The 14,572-nt window shown below is 68.3% G+C and carries 16 protein-coding genes; 9 read left to right on the top strand and 7 right to left on the bottom strand.

The genetic code is table 11. The features are described from left to right. The first annotated feature begins 34 nt into the window (after positions 1 to 34). The 7 genes from VFG40_RS13660 to VFG40_RS13630 all read left to right on the top strand — a co-directional run bounded on the left by VFG40_RS13660 (position 35) and on the right by VFG40_RS13630 (position 5,105). Positions 35 to 946 carry an LD-carboxypeptidase gene (locus VFG40_RS13660; protein ID WP_324898401.1) on the top strand — a complete coding sequence of 304 codons (912 nt, stop codon included), beginning with the start codon at positions 35 to 37 and terminating at the stop codon, positions 944 to 946. 84 nt (positions 947 to 1,030) lie between these two features. Further along, on the top strand, positions 1,031 to 1,492 hold the full coding sequence (gene ribH / locus VFG40_RS13655) for a 6,7-dimethyl-8-ribityllumazine synthase (protein ID WP_324898399.1): 462 nt from the start codon (positions 1,031 to 1,033) through the stop codon (positions 1,490 to 1,492). Beyond that, the gene (gene nusB / locus VFG40_RS13650) at positions 1,492 to 1,938 is read left to right on the top strand and encodes a transcription antitermination factor NusB (protein WP_324898397.1); all 447 of its coding nucleotides are present in this window, start codon (positions 1,492 to 1,494) and stop codon (positions 1,936 to 1,938) included. The genes ribH and nusB overlap by 1 nt, the downstream gene beginning before the upstream one ends. Next, the gene (locus VFG40_RS13645; RefSeq protein WP_324898395.1) at positions 1,938 to 2,510 is read left to right on the top strand and encodes a GNAT family N-acetyltransferase; all 573 of its coding nucleotides are present in this window, start codon (positions 1,938 to 1,940) and stop codon (positions 2,508 to 2,510) included. The genes nusB and VFG40_RS13645 overlap by 1 nt, the downstream gene beginning before the upstream one ends. Positions 2,511 to 2,537: 27 nt before the next feature. Continuing rightward, complete coding sequence (gene thiL, locus VFG40_RS13640) at positions 2,538 to 3,551, top strand: thiamine-phosphate kinase (protein WP_324898393.1); 1,014 nt, start codon at positions 2,538 to 2,540, stop codon at positions 3,549 to 3,551. After that, positions 3,548 to 4,087, top strand: a complete 540-nt coding sequence (locus tag VFG40_RS13635) for a phosphatidylglycerophosphatase A family protein (protein WP_324898391.1) — start codon at positions 3,548 to 3,550, stop codon at positions 4,085 to 4,087. Before thiL ends, VFG40_RS13635 begins: the two co-directional genes overlap by 4 nt. A 49-nt stretch (positions 4,088 to 4,136) precedes the next feature. Then, positions 4,137 to 5,105, top strand: a complete 969-nt coding sequence (locus tag VFG40_RS13630) for a potassium channel beta subunit family protein (protein WP_324898389.1) — start codon at positions 4,137 to 4,139, stop codon at positions 5,103 to 5,105. A 76-nt stretch (positions 5,106 to 5,181) separates the two neighbouring features. On the opposite strand, the gene VFG40_RS13625 is transcribed toward VFG40_RS13630, so the two are convergent. Both VFG40_RS13625 and proC read right to left on the bottom strand, forming a co-directional pair. After that, positions 5,182 to 5,757, bottom strand: coding sequence for a YggT family protein (locus tag VFG40_RS13625; RefSeq protein ID WP_324898387.1), 576 nt, complete (start codon positions 5,755 to 5,757; stop codon positions 5,182 to 5,184). Positions 5,758 to 5,999: 242 nt separating this feature from the next. After that, positions 6,000 to 6,818: a pyrroline-5-carboxylate reductase gene (proC, locus tag VFG40_RS13620; RefSeq protein ID WP_324898385.1), complete on the bottom strand. Its 819-nt coding sequence runs from the start codon at positions 6,816 to 6,818 to the stop codon at positions 6,000 to 6,002. Between the two features lie 319 nt (positions 6,819 to 7,137). Here proC and VFG40_RS13615 point away from each other — a divergent pair, with 319 nt between their 5' ends. Together VFG40_RS13615 and VFG40_RS13610 are read left to right on the top strand one after the other, a co-directional pair. Next, positions 7,138 to 8,175 (top strand): type IV pilus twitching motility protein PilT, encoded by a 1,038-nt coding sequence (locus tag VFG40_RS13615; protein WP_324898383.1) that lies wholly within the window; start codon positions 7,138 to 7,140, stop codon positions 8,173 to 8,175. 81 nt (positions 8,176 to 8,256) lie between these two features. After that, positions 8,257 to 9,423, top strand: a complete 1,167-nt coding sequence (locus VFG40_RS13610) for a PilT/PilU family type 4a pilus ATPase (protein WP_324898380.1) — start codon at positions 8,257 to 8,259, stop codon at positions 9,421 to 9,423. 110 nt (positions 9,424 to 9,533) lie between these two features. Here VFG40_RS13610 and VFG40_RS13605 read toward each other — a convergent pair whose 3' ends face one another. From VFG40_RS13605 to VFG40_RS13585, 5 genes are all read right to left on the bottom strand, one after another. Next, complete coding sequence (locus VFG40_RS13605) at positions 9,534 to 10,463, bottom strand: BON domain-containing protein (RefSeq protein ID WP_324898378.1); 930 nt, start codon at positions 10,461 to 10,463, stop codon at positions 9,534 to 9,536. Between the two features lie 231 nt (positions 10,464 to 10,694). Continuing rightward, a complete protein-coding gene (locus tag VFG40_RS13600) occupies positions 10,695 to 12,482 on the bottom strand; it encodes a hypothetical protein (protein ID WP_324898376.1) in 1,788 nt (595 codons plus the stop codon). Positions 12,483 to 12,549: 67 nt separating this feature from the next. Continuing rightward, on the bottom strand, positions 12,550 to 13,476 hold the full coding sequence (locus VFG40_RS13595; RefSeq protein WP_324898374.1) for an aspartate carbamoyltransferase catalytic subunit: 927 nt from the start codon (positions 13,474 to 13,476) through the stop codon (positions 12,550 to 12,552). A 30-nt stretch (positions 13,477 to 13,506) separates the two neighbouring features. Then, positions 13,507 to 13,944, bottom strand: coding sequence for a Holliday junction resolvase RuvX (gene ruvX / locus VFG40_RS13590; RefSeq protein ID WP_324898372.1), 438 nt, complete (start codon positions 13,942 to 13,944; stop codon positions 13,507 to 13,509). Positions 13,945 to 13,969: 25 nt separating this feature from the next. Beyond that, a complete protein-coding gene (locus tag VFG40_RS13585) occupies positions 13,970 to 14,539 on the bottom strand; it encodes a YqgE/AlgH family protein (RefSeq protein ID WP_324898370.1) in 570 nt (189 codons plus the stop codon). Between the last annotated feature and the right edge of the window lie 33 nt (positions 14,540 to 14,572).

Raw genomic sequence — 14,572 nt, 5'->3', positions numbered from 1 at the left:
GCACTCCTCCTCCCTCACTCCTAGCGCCCGAGCCATGCCCCGCATCCGCCTGATCGCCCCTTCCGGCTATGCCGCCGATCCCGCCGCGATGATCCGCGGTGTGTCGCGGCTGCGGGTGGCGGGCTATGCGGTGGAAAACGAGGCGGTGCTGGATCGGGCCGACCTGCGCTTTGCCGGCACCGATGCCGAGCGCGCCGGAGATATCAACGCGCTGGCGCATGCCGGCACCTTGCCGGATATCGCCCTGGTCACCCGTGGCGGCTACGGCGCGGCGCGGCTGCTCGATCAGCTGGAATACGACGCGCTGCGCGAGCGCCTCGCCGGCGGCACGCTGGCCATGGTGGGCCACAGCGACTTCACCGCGCTGCAGCTGGCGCTCCATGCCAGGAGCGGCCTGACCACCTTCGCCGGCCCGCTGCTCGCCGACCTGGGCGCCGAGCCGAACGACGCAGCCACCTGGGCGCAGTTCCGTGGCACCCTGTCCGCCCCGTCGAGCGAGGTGAGCTGGGCTTGCGCGGGTGATGCGTCACTGCAGCTGGAAGGCCTGCTGTGGGGCGGCAATCTCGCGGTACTGTGCAGCCTGCTGGGAACACCGTATTTCCCGCGCATCGACGGCGGCATCCTGTTCGTGGAGGACGTCGGCGAGCCGCCGTACCGGATCGAGCGCTTGCTGTATCAGCTGCACCTTTCCGGCGTGCTCGGGCGCCAGCGCGCGCTGCTGCTGGGCGGCTTCAGCGATTGCCGGCCCGGCGCGCGCGACAACGGCTACACATTGGGCGCGGCGTTCGCGCAGCTGCGCGCGGTTGCCGGTATTCCCGTGATCGATGCCCTGCCGCACGGCCATGGCAGCACCCAGCTGACCCTGCCGTTCGGCGCACCGGCGCGTCTGCGTGTGGATGGCCCGGCTGCCCGGCTGCACTTTTCCGGCTATCCGCACCACGGCTGACTCACGACGCCACAAGCGAGCGACGCCGCAAACCCGTAAAATGCGCGGTCTGCCCGGGCCGCGCGCCCACCGAGGATGTACTGCATGAAAACCATCGAAGGCACCTTCGCCACGCCCAAGGGCCGCTTCGCCATCGTCGCCGGCCGCTTCAACGGCTTCGTGGTGGAGCCGCTGGTGGCCGGGGCCCGCGACGCGCTGGTGCGCCACGGCGTGGACGATGACAGCATCGAGCTGATCCGCGTGCCGGGTGCGTGGGAGATCGCGCTGGCCGCGCACAAGCTGGCGGCCTCGGGCAAGTACGCAGCGGTGATCGCACTGGGTGCGGTGATCCGCGGCTCCACCCCGCACTTCGACTATGTGGCCGGCGAGTGCGCCAAGGGGCTGGCCCAGGCGGCCTACGCCTCGGGCGTGCCGGTCGCGTTCGGCGTGCTGACCACCGACTCCATCGAGCAGGCCATCGAGCGCTCCGGCACCAAGGCCGGCAACAAGGGCGTGGACGCGGCGCTGGCCGCGCTGGAGATGGTCAACCTGTACGGGCAGCTGTGATGGCGCCGCCGAGCCAGGGCATCGACATGGCCGCACGCTCGCGTGCGCGCCGCCGTGCGCTGCAGGCGCTGTATGCGTGGCAGCTTTCGGGCAGCCACATGAACGCGGTGATCGAGCAGTTCCGCCACGAGCAGGACATGGAAATCGCCGACCTCGAGTACTTCGAGGATCTGCTGCACGGGGTGGAAAAGCACGTCGATGCGCTGGACGCCAGCCTGCGCCCGCACATCGACCGCGAGGTGTCGCAGATCGATCCGATCGAGCGCGCCGCCCTGCGCCTGGCCGCCTACGAGCTGGGCTATCGCCCCGATGTGCCGTACCGCGTGGTGATCAACGAGGCGATCGAGGTGACCAAGCGCTTCGGTGCCGATCACGGCCACAGCTACGTCAACGGCGTGCTGGACAAGCTGGCCGCACAGCTGCGCGCGGTGGAGAAGCGCGGCTGATGGTGTTCACCCTGGCCGGCGCGTCGGTGCTGCGGCAGGCGCCCGTGCTGGAGACGCCGCGCCTGCGCCTGCGCGCGCATCGCGCGGACGACCTCGACGCGCTGCACGCGATCTGGTGCGACCCGGATGTCTACCGCTACATCGGCGGCGAGCCGGCCACGCGGCAGGACGTGTGGATGCGTCTGCTGCGCTACGGCGGCATGTGGCCGCTGCTCGGCTACGGATTCTGGGCGGTGGAAGACAAGGCCACGGGCGCGTTCGTGGGTGATCTGGGCTACGCGGATTTCCAGCGCGAGATCACCCCATCCCTTGAGGGCATGCTGGAGCTTGGTTGGGTGCTCGCGCCGTCGGTGCACGGGCGCGGCTACGCCAGCGAGGCGCTGGCGGCCGTGCTCGGCTGGGGCGATCGCTATCTCGGCGCGCACCGCGAGGCCTGCATCATCTCGCCTGAGAACGCCGCCTCGATCCGCCTGGCCGAGAAGGCCGGCTTCCGTGGGTGGTGCGAGACCACCTTCCACGACGCGCCGATCCGCATGTTCACGCGCGACGTGCCCGCCCCGGTCGGCGCCTGACGCTCAGCCGCCGATGGCCACGCACTGATGGAATTTCGCCTGATCGACCGGATCCATGCGCGTACCGCGCAGGCGCGCGAGGACGTTCGCCTGGGTATCGGCGACGACGCCGCGCTGCTCGCTGTGCCGGACGGGCAGGAGCTGGCGGTGGCGCTCGATACGCTGGTCGAAGGGGTGCATTTCCCCGCGGGCACGGCGCCTGCCGACATCGGCTGGAAAGCGCTGGCGGTGAACCTCTCCGACCTCGCTGCGATGGGCGCCGCGCCGGCATGGGCCCTGCTCGGGCTGACCCTGCCGGTGCTGCCGGCCGAGGCGCTGGCGGCACGCGTCGACGGCCTCGCCGACGGCTTCGCGCAGCTCGCGCAGGCTTACGGCGTGGCGCTGGTCGGGGGTGACACCACGCGCGGCCCGTTCGCGCTGTCTGTCGCGGTGCACGGGTTCGTGCCGCCCGGCCAGGCGCTGCGGCGCGATGGCGCGCAGGTGGGCGATGCGGTGTTCGTCACCGGCACGCTCGGCGACGCTGCCGCCGCGCTGCAGTTGCTGGCCGCGGCGGCCGACCCCGCCGAGGAGGCGCGCCGCGCGATCCTGCGTGCACGGCTGCATCGGCCCCAGCCGCGCGTGGCGGCGGGGCTGGCGCTGCGCAGGCAGGCCACGGCGTGCATCGACGTGTCCGACGGCTTGCTGGCCGACCTCAGCCATCTGTGCGCCGCCAGCGGCGTGGCCGCCGAGCTGGAGGTGACGCGGCTGCCGCTGTCGCCGGCGTTGCGAGGCGTGGTCGATCACGCGCAGGCCTGCCGCTACGCCCTCGGCGGCGGCGACGATTACGAGTTGTGCTTCACCGTGCCCGCGGCGCAGGCCGAGGCGGTGCAGGCGGATCTGCTGCGGCTCGGCTGCGGTGCCACGCGCATCGGCCAGATCGTGGCCGGCGCCGGCGTGCGTGCGCGTGCCGCGGACGGAACCTGGCTGAGCACCGACCGCGCCGGCTGGGACCATTTCGCGGGCGCCACCGCCCACTCTGAAGAGGCCCCGGCCAGCCCATGATCCAGCCTGTTCCCGCCGTGCAGAAGAAGATCCTCACGCCGCTGCAGCGGCGGGTGCTGATGGCCTCGCCGGCCGGCTGGATCGCCAGCGGCCTGGGCTCGGGGCTCACGCCGTGGGCGCAGGGAACGTTCGGCTCCGCGGCCGCGATCATTCCCTGGCTGGCGTTGCGGCACCTGCCGTGGCCGCTGTATGCGCTGGTGGTGGGGCTGACGTTCGCGCTGGGCGTGTGGGCCTGCGACGTGGCCGGGCGCGCGCTCGGCATCGACGACCATCGCAGCCTGGTGATCGACGAATTCGTCGGCCAGTGGATCGCGCTGTGGCCGATCGTGGCCGTGGCGTCATGGCAGGGCGTGCTGCTGGGCTTCGTGCTGTTCCGGCTGTTCGACGTGTGGAAGCCCTGGCCGATCCGCTGGCTTGATCGCCACCTCAAGGGCGGCATGGGCGTGATGGTGGACGACCTCGTCGCCGGCGTATTCGCCGCGCTGGCAGCGGCGGCCGCGCTGTACGCATGCGGTGTCGCACTGGCGTCCCCGTGACGCGGCCTCTGGCATCCTGCCGGGCCTGACGCAACTGCGGGAGCCTTTCATGCAATACCGCCGCCTGGGCCGCTCTGGCCTGCAACTGTCTGCCTTCTCGTTTGGCGCGTGGATCAATTTCGGGCGCCAGGTCGGGCGCTCGCTGGCGCGCGACCTGCTGGCGCTGGCGCACGATCGCGGGGTCAACTTCTTCGACAACGCCGAGACCTACAACCAGGGCGCCGGCGAAGAACTGATGGGCGACGTGCTGGCCGACCTGCGCTTTCCCCGCGACAGCTACTGCGTGTCGAGCAAGGTGTACTTCGGCGCGGTGGCCGATCCGAAGCCGACCCAGCGCGGCCTGTCGCGCAAGCACGTGATCGAAGCCTGCCACCAGGCGCTGAAACGGCTGAAGGTGGATTACCTGGACCTGTACTTCTGCCATCGCCCCGACCCGGACACGCCGATCGACGAGACGGTGGCGGCGATGGATCTGCTGGTGCGTCAGGGCAAGGTGCTCTACTGGGGCACCAGCGAATGGCCGGCGGAGGCGATCGAGGAGGCCCACCGCGTCGCGCGCGAGCAACACCTCACCGCGCCGGTGGTGGAGCAGCCGGAGTACAACCTGCTGCATCGCGAGCGGGTGGAACGCGAGTACGCGCCGCTGTACGCGAAGTACGGCATGGGCACCACGGTGTGGTCGCCACTGGCATCCGGCCTGCTCACCGGCAAGTATCGTGATGGCGTCCCGGCCGACTCGCGGATGACCCAGCCCGGCTACGAGTGGCTGCGCGACGAGCTGCTGGACGAGGGCGCGGCCCGGGTGGCGCGTGCGCAGAAGCTGCAGCCGCTGGCCGAGGAGCTGGGTTGTTCGATGGCCCAGCTCGCGCTGGCCTGGTGCCTGACCAACCGGCACGTGTCCACCGTGCTGCTCGGCGCCAGCCGGCTGGCGCAGCTCGAGCACAATCTGGATGCGCTTGCGGTGTTGCCGCGGCTTGATCCGGCGATGAAACAGCGGATCGAGACGGCGGTGGGCTGATCGCCCCGATCAGGCCGACCCCGCCGGGGTCGGTGCCCGATCGATCAGCCGTCTTGGGGATCGGTAGCCCCGGACATCAGCTGCCCAGTGCCAGCGCCGTGCCGAGATCTATCAGCGGCGCGGCGATCAGGATGCGCGCCAGCACGATGCCCAGCATCACCACCATCGGCGAGAAGTCGAACAGGCCCACCGTCAGCTTGCCGCGCAGCGGACGCAGCAGCGGCTCCACGATCGCACCGGCCAGCCGCAGTACCGGCTGGCGCCGGTCCACCTGCAGCATGCTCAGCAGCGACCAGCCGAAGATCAGCACCAGGTAGAACACCAGCGTGAAATCGATCAGGTCGGCCAGGCCCAGCACCAGCAGCCCGCTCACGTGCGGCGTCACGCCCAGCAGCGCGAACAGCAGCGCGCGCTTGACCAGCATCACCAGCCAGGCGAGCAGCAGTGCGGCGAGGTTGATCCGGCGCCAGTTCGGGATCACCCGGCGCAGCGGCGCCAGCACCGGGTTGGTGCTGCGATAGAGCAACTGGCTGACCGGATTGTGGAAGTCTGCACGCGCCGCTTCGGCCAGCACCCGCAGCACGAACAGCGTGGCCAGCAGGTTGAAGGCCAGTTCGATCAGTACCGACAACGCATTCAGCAGGTAGGTCATGGGGGATGCTCAAGTCAACGAGACGCGGGCGTCACCGTCGCGGTCCGTTCGCAGGGAACGGAAGCGGCCAGCACGCAGGCGAACTGCGTATCGAGCCGGCGCTCCGAAAGTCTGCGAACGAACCGAACCGGTTCCAGGCGACGGGATTTCATGCGGAAACAGCGATGTCCGAAAGAGCGGCCTGCCTATATCCAGCCTGCCGTCCCGACATTATGCGGCCTGCACGCGGCTGCTCCGAACCCCTAGCTCTTGTCCAGCTCGGCGGCCAGTTCACCGCCGCGACGTGTCGCCGCCGCGACTGCCCGGGCCACGATACCGGCCAGGTCATCGCGGGAGAAGCTGTCCAGCGCGGCCTGGGTGGTGCCGTTGGGAGAGGTGACGCGGCGGCGCAGCTCGCCCGGCGCCTCGCCGCTCTCCACCAGCATCCGTCCCGCGCCCAGGCAGGTCTGGGCGGCCAGCGCGCGCGCCGTGTCCCGGTCCAGGCCTTGCGCCACGGCGGCATCCTCGAGCGCTTCCACCATGGCGAAGAAATAGGCAGGGGCAGAGCCGGAGATGCCGGTGACCGTGTCCATCAGCGCCTCGTCGTCGACCCAGCGGGTGAGGCCTGCGGCGTCGAGCACGTGCTGGGCCTGGGCTCGCTGCGGCGGGCTGACCCGGGCATTGGCGCAGAGCCCGGTCGCACCCGCGCCGATCAGCGAAGGGGTATTGGGCATGCAGCGCACGATCGGCAGCGCGCCGAACCAGCGCTCGAGCTGGTCCAGCCGTACACCGGCGGCGATCGAGATCAGCAGCGGGCGCGAGCGCTGCAGGGTGTCGCGCAGCTCGGCCTGGATCGCCGGCATGATCTGCGGCTTGACCGCCAGCACGATCACGTCTGCGTCGGCCACGGCCAGGCGGTTTTCAGCGAAGGTGGCTACCGCGAATTCCCGGGCGAGGCTCTCGCGGGACGCGGCCTGCGGTTCGGCCACGGCGATGGACGAGGCACTGATGCCGGTCTTTAGCAGGCCGCCGATCAGGCTGCGCGCCATGTTTCCGCCACCGATGAAGGCGATGCGTGTCATGTGGGCTCCCGTGAAGTCGTCAACTCACTACCTTAACGCACCTGCCGTGGAGCGTGCCGCCGGCGGCCGCGTCGGCCGGCCCCTGCGCGGCGGCAGGACCGGCCCCGCGGCAGCTCGCAAAACCGCGTAACGGGGCTGGTCGTTACGCCCCCGGCACGAGTAGTATCGAGCCGCTACGAAGGGGATCCGGGGTTGCTCCAGGGCACAGCGGCAGGCGCGACCCGCGCCGCGGCGCGCTGCCTGCAGCACGGCCATGCGCCCGCATCGTTTGCATCACCCAATATTCTTTACAAACGATCGGTTGAGGGGGAAACACCCGATGGATATCGCCGAACTGCTCGCCTTCTCGGTGAAGAACAAGGCCTCGGACCTGCATCTGTCGGCAGGCCTGCCGCCGATGATCCGCGTGGACGGCGACGTGCGCCGCATCAACATCCCGGCGCTCGAGCACAAGCAGGTGCACTCGCTGATCTACGACATCATGTCGGACAAGCAGCGCCGCGATTACGAGGAGTTCTACGAGACCGACTTCTCGTTCGAGATCCCCGGCCTGGCGCGCTTCCGCGTCAACGCGTTCAACCAGAACCGCGGTTCCGGCGCCGTGTTCCGCACGATTCCCTCCGAGGTGCTGACGCTGGAGGATCTCGGCTGCCCGCGCATCTTCAAGGAGCTGATCGAGCAGCCGCAGGGCCTGATCCTGGTGACCGGGCCGACCGGCTCGGGCAAGTCGACCACGCTGGCGGCGATGGTCGACCACATCAACAAGAACGAATACGGCCACCTGCTGACGATCGAGGATCCGATCGAGTTCGTGCACACCTCGCAGAAGTGCCTGGTCAACCAGCGCGAAGTGCACCGCGACACGCACGGCTTCAACGAGGCGCTGCGCTCGGCGCTGCGCGAGGATCCCGACTTCATCCTGGTCGGCGAGTTGCGTGACCTGGAAACGATTCGCCTGGCGCTGACCGCCGCGGAAACCGGCCATCTGGTGTTCGGCACGCTGCACACCAGCTCGGCGGCCAAGACGGTGGACCGCATCATCGACGTGTTCCCGGCGGGCGAGAAGCCGATGGTGCGCTCAATGCTGTCCGAGTCGCTGCGCGCGGTGATCTCGCAGTCGCTGCTGAAGAAGGTCGGCGGCGGACGCATGGCCGCCCACGAGATCATGGTCGGTATCCCGGCGATCCGTAACCTGATCCGCGAGGACAAGGTGGCACAGATGTATTCGTCGATCCAGACCGGCCAGCAGTACGGCATGCAGACGCTCGATCAGAACCTGCAGGATCTGGTCAAGCGCGGCGTGATCGCGCGGCAGGAGGCGATCGGCTACGCGAAGAACAAGGAAACCTTCAAGTAAGCGCACGGCCCGGCAGGCAATGCCTGCCGGCCAACGTCCGCCGCGGTCCACCGTTTTTCTGTCTCCCGGAGGAGACTCGCCATGAGCGATTTCGATTTCACCTCGTTCCTCAAGCTGATGGTCCACAAGAAGGCGTCGGACCTATTCATCACGGCGGGCGTGGCCCCCTCCATGAAGGTGCAGGGCCGCGTGGTGCCGATCACCCAGAGCCCGCTCAGCGCACAGCAGTCGCGCGACATGGTGCTCAACGTGATGACGCCGTCGCAGCGCGAGGAGTTCGAGAAGACCCACGAGTGCCAGTTCGCCATCTCGGCGCAGGGCGTGGGGCGTTTTCGCGTGTCCTGTTTCTACCAGCGCAATTGCGTCGGCATGGTGCTGCGCCGGATCGAGTCCAAGATCCCCACGGTGGAAGAGCTGAACCTGCCACCGGTGATCAAGCAGCTGGCGATGACCAAGCGCGGCATCATCATCTTCGTCGGCGGCACCGGTACCGGTAAGTCGACTTCGCTGGCGTCGATGGTGGGCTACCGCAACCAGAACTCCACCGGGCACATCATCACCATCGAGGACCCGATCGAGTACGTGCACAAGCACGAGGGTTGCATCATCACCCAGCGCGAGATCGGCATCGACACCGACAGCTGGGAGAACGCGCTGAAGAACACGCTGCGCCAGGCCCCGGACGTGATCATGATCGGCGAGGTGCGTACCCGCGAGACGATGGAGCACGCGATCAACTTCTCCGAGACCGGCCACCTGTGCCTGTGCACGCTGCACGCCAACAACGCCAACCAGGCGATGGACCGCATCCTGCACTTCTTCCCCGAGGATCGCAGGCAGCAGTTGTTCATGGACCTGTCGCTCAACCTGAAGGGCGTGGTCGCGCAGCAGCTGATCCCCACTCCCGACGGCAAGGCCCGCCGCGTGGCGGTGGAAGTGCTGCTGGGCACGCCGCTGGTGCAGGATTACATCCGGCAGGGCGAGATCCACAAGCTCAAGGAGGTCATGAAGGAGTCGACCAACCTGGGCATGCGGACCTTCGACCAGAGCCTGGTGGAGCTCTATCACGCCGGCGAGATCAGCTACGAGGACGCGCTGCGCCACGCCGACAGTTCCAACGAGGTGCGACTGCGCATCAAGCTGGCGCAGGGAGGCGATGCCCACACGCTGTCGCAGGGCCTGGACGGGGTGGAGCTGGAGGAGACGCGCGAGCAGCATCAGTTCGGCGGCAACATGCTGCACCGCTGAAGCGACAACAAACGCCGCCCGGCGGTCGAGCAGGCAAAGAAAAGGCGCCCCGCGGGGCGCCTTTCTTCGTTGTTCCCTTCCCGCGCTGAAGCGGGGAGGGAAGGTACGGCTTATTCGCCGGAGGTGGTGACGACCAGGCCATTGGTGCTGACCGATTTGGCGCCCTTCACCGACATGGCTACCTGCTTCGCCTTCGCGATCTCAGCGGCGCTGGCAACGTGACCGGTCAACGTGACCACGCCGTTCTTGGTGTCCACCGAGATATCGGTGAAGTCAACGCCCTTGGTGGTGGCGAACTCGGACTTCACCTTGGTGGTGATCCAGGTATCGGACGTGGCCTGAGCGACCGAATTGGCGGCGTGGCCCACGCTGTTGCCCATGTCGTGGTCGTCTTCCATGCGGCCGGTCGTGGTCAGGCCGGCGGTGTTGACCGACTTCACGCCCTCGATCGAGCGGGCCAGCTTCTTGGCCTTCATGACCTCAGCGGCGCTCGCCGCCGTGCCGCTCAACGTGACGACGCCATTCTTGGTGTCGACCGAGATATCGGTTGCATCCACGCCGTCGGCGGCGGCAAACGTGGACTTCACCTTGGTGGTGATCCAGGTGTCGGACGTGGCCTGCGCGACCGAATGGGCCGCGTGGCCCACGTCGTTGCCCACGTCGTTGTCCATGTCGTGGCCATCGTCCGTGCGACCGGTCGTGGTGAGGCCAGCCGTGCTGACCGACTTCACGCCCTCGACCGACATGGCCAGCTTCTTCGCCTTCATCACCTCGGCGGCGCTTGCGGCCGTGCCGCTGAGCATGACGACACCGTTCTTGGTGTCCACCGAGATATCGGTTGCGTCAACGCCGTCAGCAGTGGCGAACTCGGACTTCACCTTGGTGGTAATCCACGTATCGGACGTGGCCTGCGCTACCGAACCGGCAGCGTCGCTGGCGTTCTGCGCGGCAGTCTCCTGGGCCTGCGCCAGCGGGGCGGCGGCAAAGGCAGCGACAAGCGCCATCGCGATGACGTTTTTGCGAATATTCTTCGTGTTCATGAGGATCTCCTGTTGTTGGCAGCCTTCTCGCCTCGGTGAACCAAGACAAGATCCGTAAGCCGGTTCGGCTTTCGCGCATCCATGGCAACAGTGCGGCCGTGAACACCTTGTGGGTGAGCCGGGTCGCGGTTCAGGCGGGTATCAAGCTTGCGAAGATCGCGTATGCACGCAGGCGGCAAAAAAAGGGGGCGCCTGTGGCGCCCCCTCTTGCCTGCCACCGCGGAGGGGCAGTTACTTCAACGTGCTCTGGCTGGTGATTACCAGGCCATCGCCATCCACGTGCATTTCCGAACTGACCGCCTCGATGCGGGCTGCCTGTGCCTGCATCGCCTGCAGCTGCGCGTGCGTACGCGCCGCGGTGTCCGCCTTGGCCTTTGCTGCATCGGCGGCATCGCCACCAGCAGCTTCGTCGCTGCTCTTGGCCATGGCCTCGCTCATGGCGGTGAGGCTGTCGGCCTTGTCCATCATCAGCTTGATCCAGCTTTGATACATCGCGCCGTCCAGGTGCATGCGCATCATGCGGCCGGCGTCGCCGGTGGGGGCCTTCAACGTGTCAGCCAGCTTGGCCTCCTCGCCGGCACCGATACCCAGTGCGAGTGCCTTTTCGCCCATCGCGAGCCATACCGGCTGGCCGATCATGCCGGTCAGGTCGGCCGGCAAGGCGGCGGGCTTGCCGTCGGCGGTCAGCTTCAGCTGGGCGAGGGCCGGCGTCATCATCTGACCCATCGCGAGCAGGCCCGCCGGGTTGCTGGTGCCCAACACCACGCGGCCGGTGAACTTGGGCAGCCCCTGGCCGCTGGCGGCGTCGAAGCTGTCCAGAGCGATGCGCAGGCCCAGCAGATCGCCAAACGGAGGGATGGCGGTCTTCTGCAGTGCCGGCCCCATCTTGGCGAAACCATCGTTGAGGTCGGTGAGCGCCGGGCAGGTGAAGGGCTTGGCCGCGACCGCATCGGCCTGCGCCATCCAGAATCCGCGCAGGTCGGCCACCGGCAGTGCAATGCTCAGGTCGAACGGTGCGGTGGCATCGGCGCCGAGGCCCGGCAGCGCAACCTTCAGCCCGGAGAACGCCTGGCTGATGTCGCTGGCCAGCGCAACGTCCAGACGCATGTCCTGATGCTTGGCGTCGAGCTTGGTGTAGCCGAAGCTCATCATCGGCACGCGCGAGGCGATCCGGCTCGCGTCGCCCTGGCAGGCGGCGGGAATCTGCATCTGGTTCGCCACCGGCTCGCCGGTCTTGGCCGATTCCGCCTGCGCGTGGGCCTTGAACATTGCCATGAACAGCGGGTCCTTGCCGCTGGCCAGCAGCGGCAGGGTGCGACTGAAGTCGATCAGCCCCACCGCCTGCTTGCCGTAGCCCTTGCTCTTGGCCAGCTTCTCCAGCCGACCATCTTCCTGCAGGCTCTTGGCGGGGCGGTCCAGACCCAGCGCCTGGCGCAGCAGCGCGTCGGAGGCATCGGCCGGGAGCAGAGCCGCGACTGCCTGCTTGCCGACCACGGCGAGGATCACCTCGGTGCCGGCCTCCGCGGACACGTGCCGGCGATAGCTCAGGTCACCGATCTTGGCGCTCTCCAGCTTCTTGCCGTAAGCGCCCTCCAGGCGGCCCACGAAGGCCTCGAAGGCGGCCGGGTCGGCAAGCTGGAAACGCACCACCGGTGACAGACCCAGTCCGTAGATGGCCGAATAGCCCTTGGTATCCAGGCCCGCGTTCTTGGCGAAGGTCTCCACCGTCTTGCCGTCGAGCTCGCTGGCAAAGGCGCGCAGGAGATTGGCGGCGCCCGGGTCCTTGGCCTGCAGCTGGTCGGCGGCTGCCTTCATCTGGGCGACCTGGGCAGGAAGCTGCAGGTTTGCCTGGGCGAACAGCGCCGCACGGGTGTCATCGTCCAGCACATCCAGGTTGGCTGCCACGTACGGCGTATCGGCCGGTACGAACGCCAGCGGTGCGTCTTTGTCCTTGTGTCCGCAGGCGGCCAGCAAAATACCGGCCACGCCCAGCGCCAAACCGCGCTTCATCAGTCGCATAGTGATCCCCGTTGAATGGATGTCGCGGCGCACATTATGCCGCTTTCAGACGTGTCGCTGGCGGCCGTCAGCGTGCCAGCAGCTCGCCCAGCACTGCCATGCGCACGAACACGCCGTTGCCGACCTGCTCGAGGATTCGCGACTGCGCGCCGTCGGCTACGTCGGAGGCGATCTCGATGCCGCGGTTGATCGGCCCCGGATGCATCACGAGGCAGCCTTTGCGGGCCCGCGCAAGGCGCTGGGTGTCCAGACCGTACTGACGGAAATAGGCCGCCTCGTCGGGCAGCTCGGTCTGCGCCATGCGCTCCTTCTGCAGACGCAGCATGATCACCGCGTCGACTCCTTCGATGGCACGATCGAAGTCGTCCACCTGCTGACACGGGGGCAGGTCGCCCGCGTCGGGCATCAGCGCCGCCGGACCGCACAGGCGGATATCGCGCACCCCGAGCGCGCTGAGCGCGTGCACGTCCGAGCGGGCCACGCGGGAGTGCTTCACGTCGCCACAGATCACCACGCTGAGCTTGTCGAAATCGGGCCGGTGCTGGCGGATGGTCAGCACGTCGAGCAGGCCCTGGGTGGGGTGGGCGCGGTTACCGTCGCCGGCGTTGATGACCGATACCCCGCTCATGGCGTGGCGCACCAGTTCATCGGGGGTGCCGGACACCTTGTGCCTGACCACGATGGCGTCCAGGTGCATCGCCTCGAGCGTGTGCAGGGTGTCGTACAACTCCTCGCCCTTGTTGGCCGAGGAGAAGCCAATGTCGAAATTCACCACGTCCGCACCGAGCCGGCGGGCCGCCAGCTCGAACGAGGTGCGCGTGCGGGTGGAGGGCTCGAAGAACAGGTTGAGCACGGTGCGGCCGGCCAGCAGGTCGATCTTGCGAGTGCCATGGGCGCAGGCATCGCGCATGGCCATCGCCCGGTCGAGCAGCCGCTCGATGGTTTCGCGCGGCAGGTTTTCGAGCGTGGTCAGGTGGCGCAGGCGTGGGCTCATTGGCGGCTACTTGGCGAGAGTGGGAGGAGGTCAGGGCGCCGAAGCGGTACCGGCTTCGAGGAGCCAGCGTTCGAGGATCACGGCGGCGGCTTCCGCGTCGATGTGAGCACCGTCCCGGCGCCGCTTCACGCCGGAGGCACGGGCGCTGGCAAAGCGTCCGGCTGCTTCCTGCGAACTGTGGCGCTCGTCCACCAGCAACGGCGTGGTGCCGTAGCGGCCAGCCAGGGCAGACGCGAACCGGCGCGCCAGCTTGCTGGCCGGTTGCTCGGAGCCCTCCAGCGTCAGGGGCAGTCCGACCACCAGGGCGGCAGGCATCCACTCCCGCTGCAGCCGGTCCAGCATCTGCCAATCGGGCTGGCCGTCGCGCATCGGTACCGTTGCGAGCGCCCGTGCACTCTGGGTGATGCGGTTGCCAACTGCCACGCCGATCATCTTGCTGCCCACGTCAAAGCCCAGCACGCAGCTCATCGGCTCACGCTCATGCTAGCCGGGCTCATGCGTGGCCCGCGTAGCCTGGCAACTGCAGCGGATCCACGCCCATCAGGCCCGCGGCGGCGCTCCAGCGCTCATCCAGCGGGGTGTCGAAGATGATCCGGTCGCTGGCTTCCACGGTCAGCCAGCTGTTGTCCATCAGCTCCTGCTCGAGCTGGCCTGCGCCCCAGCCGGAGTAGCCCAGTGCCAGCATGGCGTGCTGCGGGCCTTCGCCGGCCGCCATCGCCGCGAGGATGTCGCGCGAGGTGGTGATCGACCAATGGTCGTTGACCCGGTAGCTGGACTCCCAGTGGCCGTGCTCGCGGTGCAGCACGAAGCCCCGTTCCTGCTGTACCGGACCGCCGATCAGCACCGGCGCATCGGCAAGATCCGGGTCGGCGCAGTCGAGTTTCATCTGGGCGAGGATGTCGCCCAGACGGTATTCCGACAGCTGGTTGACCAGCAGGCCCACGGCACCGTCTTCGTCGTGCTGGCACAGCAGCGCCACGCCGCGCGAGAACGGCGTATCGGCGAGGCTGGGCATCGCGATCAGGAAGTGCCCGGTGAGCGAGGAGGGGAGTGAGACGCGCATGCCTGCATTGTAGTCGCCCCGGCGGCTGCCTGC

Origin of the sequence: Dyella sp. (assembly GCF_035685805.1) — a bacterium.
Taxonomy (GTDB): Bacteria; Pseudomonadota; Gammaproteobacteria; order Xanthomonadales; family Rhodanobacteraceae; genus Dyella_A.
This window is presented reverse-complemented; position numbering and strand designations above follow the sequence as displayed.